A 1,185-nucleotide genomic window follows, 5' to 3' on the forward strand; every position below is an offset into this window, starting at 1 on the left:
AGGCAGGAGAGCGCGTATCCGCAGACACGGCCCTGGCACCAGCCCATGCCGGGCCTGGCCAGCAGCTTGATGGAGCGCGCGTCGGTCGCGCCGAGGCCCTGCGCCTCGCGTACGCGGGCCAGCGGCACCTCCTCGCACCGGCACACGAGCGTGTCGTCGCGCAACCACCCCTGCCAGCCTGGTTTGACGGGGTACGCCCGCTGCAGCGCCTCCCCGAACCTCCGCCACCGGACCCGCCGCCGTACGAGCACCCCCGGCACCGCTCGGGCCGCTCCCTCACGGGGAGCCGTCCCCGTGGCGGGGCCGGCGTGCAGGGCACGGGAGTCGGCCACGATGGCCAGGCCGGCGACGCGGCCCTCCAGTTCGGACAGCCTCCACCCGCCGACCCCGGTGGGCTCGCCCGCCGCCCACACGCCCGGGACGGTGGTGCGCTGGCCGGTGTCCACGGCGAGCACCTGGCTGCCGTCCACGTCGTGCCGGGTCCCGCAGCCGAGCTGCGTGCCCAGCTCGATCTGCGGCACGAAGCCGTACCCCGCGGCCACGGTGTCGCACTCGACGACGCGGGTGGCGATGATGTTCCACCCCTTGTCGAGCCGGGCGACGGTGACGGCCTCCACCTCTCGCTCGCCGTGCGCCGCGACCACCGCCTGGCGAGTGCGGTACGGCACCCGGTGCCGGGCCAGGTCCACGGCGTACCGTGCTGCTTCGCCCGCCTTGTCCAGGGCCAGGAGGGGCCGCCTGGCCAGCCCGAGCGCGCCGCCCGCCTCGTACACGCCGAGGACGCGCGCTCCCGCCCCGGCCAGCCCGCAGGCCACGGGGAGCAGGAACGGCCCGGTGCCGGAGACGACGACCCGCCGGCCCGCCACGACGCCGCTGCCCTTGAGCAGGGCCTGAGCGCCGCCGGCGGTGAGCACTCCGGGCAGGTCCCAGCCGGGGAAGGGCAGCGGCCGGTCGTACGCGCCGGTGGCGATCAGCAGCCGCCGCGTCCGGAGGGCGACCGGCCGTTCGCCCTCCGGAGAGGGTGTCACGCCGTGGACGGCCAGGGTCGCGTCCGGCTCGCGGGCGGCGCTCCACACCTGGTGCCGCAGCAGCACGTCGGCGCGCTCGCCCAGGGCCCGCGCCTGCCGCAGGAACCGGCCGAGCCCGGGCGCGGCGCCGGGGCCGTCCCCGGGAACGGCCCCGGCG

1 protein-coding gene is annotated in these 1,185 nt (G+C 77.8%); it reads right to left on the bottom strand.

Going from position 1 to position 1,185, the window contains the following annotated elements:
• On the bottom strand, positions 1-1,185 hold a 1,185-nt coding region (locus GUY59_RS47060; protein ID WP_161715153.1), incomplete at both ends, for an FAD-dependent oxidoreductase.

The organism is Nonomuraea sp. K271 (assembly GCF_009908215.1).
Lineage (GTDB): Bacteria > Actinomycetota > Actinomycetes > Streptosporangiales > Streptosporangiaceae > Nonomuraea > Nonomuraea longispora.